The sequence below is a fragment of the Desulfovulcanus sp. genome (assembly GCF_982781345.1).
Map to the genome: position 1 here is coordinate 1 of NZ_CEYAEZ010000090.1, position 5,372 is coordinate 5,372.

Annotated in this window: 5 protein-coding genes; all 5 read left to right on the forward strand. The window is 40.5% G+C overall.

The features are described 5' to 3' along the window. Positions 1-1,337: 1,337 nt before the first annotated feature. On the forward strand, positions 1,338-2,099 hold the full coding sequence (locus tag AC3WVG_RS10930) for a prepilin peptidase (protein WP_488798149.1): 762 nt from the start codon (positions 1,338-1,340) through the stop codon (positions 2,097-2,099). Positions 2,100-2,297: 198 nt separating this feature from the next. Next, entirely contained in the window at positions 2,298-3,185 is an 888-nt protein-coding gene (locus tag AC3WVG_RS10935) for a formate dehydrogenase accessory protein FdhE (RefSeq protein ID WP_488798150.1), read from the forward strand. After that, positions 3,185-3,874, forward strand: a complete 690-nt coding sequence (locus tag AC3WVG_RS10940) for a formate dehydrogenase accessory sulfurtransferase FdhD (RefSeq protein ID WP_488798151.1) — start codon at positions 3,185-3,187, stop codon at positions 3,872-3,874. Before AC3WVG_RS10935 ends, AC3WVG_RS10940 begins: the two co-directional genes overlap by 1 nt. Positions 3,875-3,995: 121 nt before the next feature. Beyond that, the gene (locus AC3WVG_RS10945) at positions 3,996-4,586 is read left to right on the forward strand and encodes a molybdenum cofactor guanylyltransferase (RefSeq protein ID WP_488798152.1); all 591 of its coding nucleotides are present in this window, start codon (positions 3,996-3,998) and stop codon (positions 4,584-4,586) included. 36 nt (positions 4,587-4,622) lie between these two features. Beyond that, a complete protein-coding gene (locus AC3WVG_RS10950) occupies positions 4,623-5,243 on the forward strand; it encodes a transglycosylase SLT domain-containing protein (protein ID WP_488798153.1) in 621 nt (206 codons plus the stop codon). Positions 5,244-5,372 lie beyond the last annotated feature (129 nt).

Consider the following 5,372-nt stretch of genomic DNA (forward strand, 5'->3'; position numbering starts at 1 on the left):
TTAACACATTGAAATATTAGATTATTTACTCAACAACACTGGAAACTTGGGTTAATTTCCAAGGTTTATTTCAGTCTTGGTTTCTTTCATGCTGGTACAAAGACTTGGACCCATCAAAAGCTTGCTTGCGGACAGAGCATAATGGGATACTTTGGGTAAACAAACGTTCTTTTTAATATCGATAGTTATGGTCAACATCGCAAAATGTGTAGCCCATTCATCCCGATGCTCTGTTTTTCCGCAAGCTTCACTAAGATGGGTTACCCAAGCCATTTGTAATGCATTTCAGAAACCAAGACTTTCAATCAGCGGTTAAAATGGGGGTTGGTCACAAAAAATTGAGCAAACACGGTATTTCATTCATGCTGGTACAAAGAGTTGGACCTAGTCCGCAAGCTTCGTCCCGCACCCATTTTGACTAAGTATCTGAATAGCGATGAGCATTGATGGTTTTAAAGTTAATTTTTTGCTTTGCCACAAAATTTGCTGAAAATGGGTGCTGGATTACCCAGCCCTTTGCAAAGCATTCAAGAAAACAGGATTTCTAATCTGGTAGTCAAAATAGGGTTTGGCCACAGGCTCAAAATGTTTTGACTGGTAGTCTGAAATGAAAGTTTAGCGTTGATTTGTATACCTTTCCTAAAAAAGAAGCGTGAATTTACCAGCCTTTAGTGACAATAGCTTCTAAATAACAACTTGACCGGCAGGCAACTAGGCTGTTTGTCAACTTTTTTGCCCCACATCCGTTCAGTCTATGGACTGATAATGCGGGTTGTGGCTAGGCCAGGCTGGATGGAAATGGAGCATAGACTTGTGTAAGTGTTATTTGTGCTGTATAGTGTGACAAGATTTTAATATTTTGCACATATCTAGGAATCTAAATTTTGGTGTAAGGGAAATCACCGTGGTCATATGAGTGGTTTGAATCAATTTGTCGGAAGAACTTAAAGCAACAGACTGAATATTAGATGAGGTTCTATCATGAAAATGGATATTTTTTGCCGTTGTCTGAAGTGTTCCAAGAAGTGGCCGAGGCAGGGATGATCGCGGTTGAGTTTTTTATACCCTGCAAGACCTTTTAAAAAGATCGGTATAATTGTGACAGACTCAGTTAAGCTGGAATATGTCTCAGAATTGAAGAGTTTGAGCCTGTTGCTCGCCCAGAGATTAATGCCCTATCTTTTCCAACTGGACATTCTTTAAATATTTCTAGCTTGGCCATGAGGTTGTGCTCATAATTTTAGAAAAAGTTGTGTCAGTAAAAACAACTTGATAAGATATAATAGTCTAAAATATTTTTTTAATAATTGTTGCAAAATTGGAAATAGAGGAGACTCATGTCCGAATATTTTGGGTTGGGATTTTCTTTTGTCCTTGGTTTAGTGTTGGGAAGTTTTTATAATGTCTGTATTCACAGGTACCTGTCGGGTGTGTCCATTGTCTGGCCAGGTTCTCATTGCCCAAAATGCCAGCATAAATTATCTTGGTGGGAGAATATTCCAATAATAAGCTATCTCATTTTGCGTGGCAAGTGCCGTTCATGCAGGCAAAATATTAACATAAGATATCCCGTAGTTGAATTAATTTCAGGTTTTTTGTCATTGGGACTGGCGGTTAAGTTTGGTCTGGGAGTTTATTTTTTTGTTTATTTGTTTTTTTTCGGGTTACTTATCGTGGCCAGTTTTATTGACCTGGACAGTTTTATCTTGCCGGATATCATTACTCTGCCCGGGGCAATATTGGCATTCGGCGCTAGTTTTATTTTGCCCGTTGCTTGGCAAGACTCACTCCTAGGCGCTTTTCTTGGCAGTGGTTGTTTTTGGTTGTTGCAAAAAGGTTATAAGATATTAAAGGGTATAGATGGCCTTGGAACAGGAGATGTTAAGCTTATGCTCATGTTGGGAGCCCTTATTGGATGGCAAGGGTTGCCAGTCATGATTTTTATTTCAGCTTTAACCGGCTTGATAGCTAGTTTGTATTATCTTAAGAAGGGCAAAACTAACGCTGCTCAAACCCCTATACCATTTGGTCCTTTTTTAAGTCTGGGGACCATTATCTATATTTTGGCCGGAGATATATTGGTTAAGTTTGGAGTTTAAAGTTTAGAGTTTGGGGTTATTTTAATGTTTTCGTGAGCGAGATTTTTCTAATTTAGCACATAGCTGATAAACATAGCTTGTAGGGCTTTTTTATTACGGAGTTTTTTATTTAACTAGACAAACAATACAAGCAGAGATAGCAATCAATTCCCTCATTATTCTCTACGCTTTAAAATTAAAAGCTAAAAAGGAGCAGTTATGGACAAAGATGTGCAAAGAGAGCTAGGCCGTTTTGAAAAACGTATGGGTATGCTCAAAAAGAAGGGAACAGTCCCTGCCGATCTCTTAAAATTAATTGATTTTATATATAAGAAACAGTTGAATTCTTTTGCCTTGCTTAAAGATGTCCTGGATAAAGGGCTTGACTTCCCTCAGACGGAAGATGTGGTAAAGGGAAAGCCAATGCTGCCCAGACAAAATTTTCCCTATGACTTCGATGCGAGTCAGAAGCTTTTTTCCGAATTACTTGGTTTTTTGCAGGGACAAGAGGGGCATCTTGGTCAGGCAGCAGAGATTGTTTCCCAAGATGTAAGTAATGGAGAACTTGATTTGTCTGAAGCTTACGCCAAATATCTGGCCGGAGACGATCACTTTTTTCGTCTATATGGGGAAAAAACTCCCACTGCTCCGAGAACTCTCAATTTTTTGATTCAGGCCAGCATAACCCCTAGCCTGGTTAAAACAGGTTATAGCATTAGCTTGCTTTTGCCGACGGACCAAGTCTGGAATAACGGTCACTGTCCGGTGTGCGGTAGTTTGCCCCTAATTAGTGAGCTTAAGGATAAACAAGGTTTTCGCTACGTTACATGCTCTTTTTGTCAGACTAGGTATCGGGTCCCCAGAATGTCTTGTGTGTTCTGCCAGGAGGATAAAAAAGAGAAATTGGAGTATTTTCAGGTTAGTGAAGAACCAGGATTTCGGGTGGATGTGTGCAAGTCTTGCAAAATGTACATCAAAACCGTTGATTTTAGAGAAATGGACAAGCAGTCTATTCCAGCTGTTGATGATCTGGAGTCTCTGCCCTTAGATGTTCTGGCCAGAAAACAAGGATACAGCAGACCAACTCTTAGTGCTTGGGGGTTTTGATGAGTAAAATTTTACAGATACCCTGTAGACAGTATAAAAATGGTCAATGGCGAAAAATCGATGATCTTGTTAGCCTCGAAGAAAAGATACATATTCATTGGCCAGGTCAGGAGGTTAAAACACTGTGGGCCTATCCAGAGGATTTAACTTCCTTGGTTATTGGTCATTGTGCCATTGAACTATGTGCACCTGATGAGCGGCCAGAGCTAGTCAAAGAGAAAGGGCGCGAATTTTATCTGAAGCCAGTAACAATTGAGCCTGACAATGATACGGAACTTCCGAAGCTTTCTAAGGCATTGATTTTGGAGAATATGGCCCGGTTTATGGCTTTGGATGGTAAGTGGGAGAAAACAGGCTGCTTTCATCGCGCAGCCCTGTTTGATCCCGGGAAGAATGATTTTGTGCATTACGTTGAGGACATTGGTCGGCATAATTGTCTTGATCGGCTAAAAGGGTGGGCCGTAAAGAATAATAAATCCATGGGCAGTTTAATCCTCTTTGTCTCAGCCAGGGGAACTGCTTCACTTATACTTAAGGCTGTTAAGGCCGGATTTCAGGCCGTGGTTTCCAGGTCTGCCTTGACTTCTGCCAGTATTGAATTGGCCTTTAAGAAAGGCCTGACCTTGATCGGTTTTGCTCGAGAGAACAGGTTTTCAGTTTTTACAGATCCTAAAGGTCTTGTAAGTTAAGACGCAAGCTTAAGTGGTTGCGTGGTTGAATAACAGAGCAACCGTTTTTACCACGCAACCCGGCTGTAAGCAGTAGATAGAAAGGTTAACCTATTTTACTTTTGAATTTAGGTAGTTGGCTTTGAATACGATTTGCGGAGTGGTCTTGGCTGGGGGAAAAAGTTCCCGTCTTGGACAGGACAAGGCCAAGTTGCGTTTTAAGGGCCAAGACTTGTTGCAAAGAAGTGTTGCTTTGGTTCAGGAGTTTTGTCCTGTAACTTATGTAGTTGGCAGGGATGCCAGGGAGCATGAATTGAAGGTGCCCTGGATGTTGGATGATATTCCAGGCATAGGTCCAATGGGTGGAATTTTGACTGCTCTTACAAGGCTCAAGCGGCCATGCTTGGTTCTTTCTTGCGACTTGCCACTTTTATCTCGGGATATGCTGGCGAGACTTATTGATGTCAGGAATAGAATTGGATACCAAAAGTTGATGACCACTTACTTACAGGAAGAAACAGGTTTTATTGAGGCCCTGGTAGCCATCTATGAGTACAAAAGCGTAGAATTTTTGCAAAGATCTTTTAAACGAGGTTGTTATAAACTTAGTCAAGCCATTGAATATGAGAATCGTCACCATATCCCTTACAGTGAGGCAGAGAGAAAATATTTTTTAAATATAAATTATCCCCGGGATATTCAGTTGTTGAAAGTGTTGGATAGTAAAGGATAAGCAAAAAGATAAAAAAATATGGGTGCTTGGTGAGTGATGGACGTACCGCGTGTCATGTTTCGTGCATTACAGATTACGAATCGCGAAATTATGAAATTAAATTTAATATTCGTGGCTTGGATATTTTTCATTCTTGTTGGCTTGGAGAATTTGGACGGAGGAACCATCTATTACTATTGTGATGAAAATGGTGTTTTTCATTTTACCGATTTGCCTTCTTCTGACTTATATCGGCCTTTTATTATTTTCAGGGACAAAAAATTTGAGCAGACAAAAATCGATGAGATGATTAAGGTTTACAGTAAGCGCTATGGTCTGGATTATGATTTGGTGCGGGCTGTGGTGCAGGTGGAATCAGCTTATAAGCCAGAAGTCGAGTCAAAGGCCGGAGCGCAAGGGTTGATGCAGATTATGCCTCAGACCCAGGAGGAACTAGGCCTCAAATATCCCTTTGACCCCGCATCCAATATTGAAGCCGGGGTTCGCTATTTGCGGAGTCTAATTGATCGGTTTGGGGATGTCAGATTGGCCTTGGCGGCTTATAATGCTGGGCCGTCTAAAGTTGAAAAGTATAATGGTATTCCACCTTATGCAGAGACAAAACGATATGTACAGAAGGTATTAAATATTTATGCGAAATTTAAAAGAAAAAGGTAGTTTTGTGGAGTGTAGGGACTAAATCGTGATGTATTGAAAAGACTATAGAGCCTGTGGCCGAATCTTTTTATCAGCTTAATTTCCAAGGTTTATTTCAGTCTTGGTTTCTTTCATGCTGGTACAAAGACT

Excerpts from the sequence above, each read along its gene's own strand:
- AC3WVG_RS10930 (WP_488798149.1), top strand. The coding sequence starts at position 1,338 with ATGTCCGAATATTTTGGGTTGGGATTTTCTTTTGTCCTTGGTTTAGTG.
- AC3WVG_RS10935 (WP_488798150.1), top strand. The coding sequence starts at position 2,298 with ATGGACAAAGATGTGCAAAGAGAGCTAGGCCGTTTTGAAAAACGTATG.
- AC3WVG_RS10940 (WP_488798151.1), top strand. The coding sequence starts at position 3,185 with ATGAGTAAAATTTTACAGATACCCTGTAGACAGTATAAAAATGGTCAA.
- AC3WVG_RS10950 (WP_488798153.1), top strand. The coding sequence starts at position 4,623 with ATGGACGTACCGCGTGTCATGTTTCGTGCATTACAGATTACGAATCGC.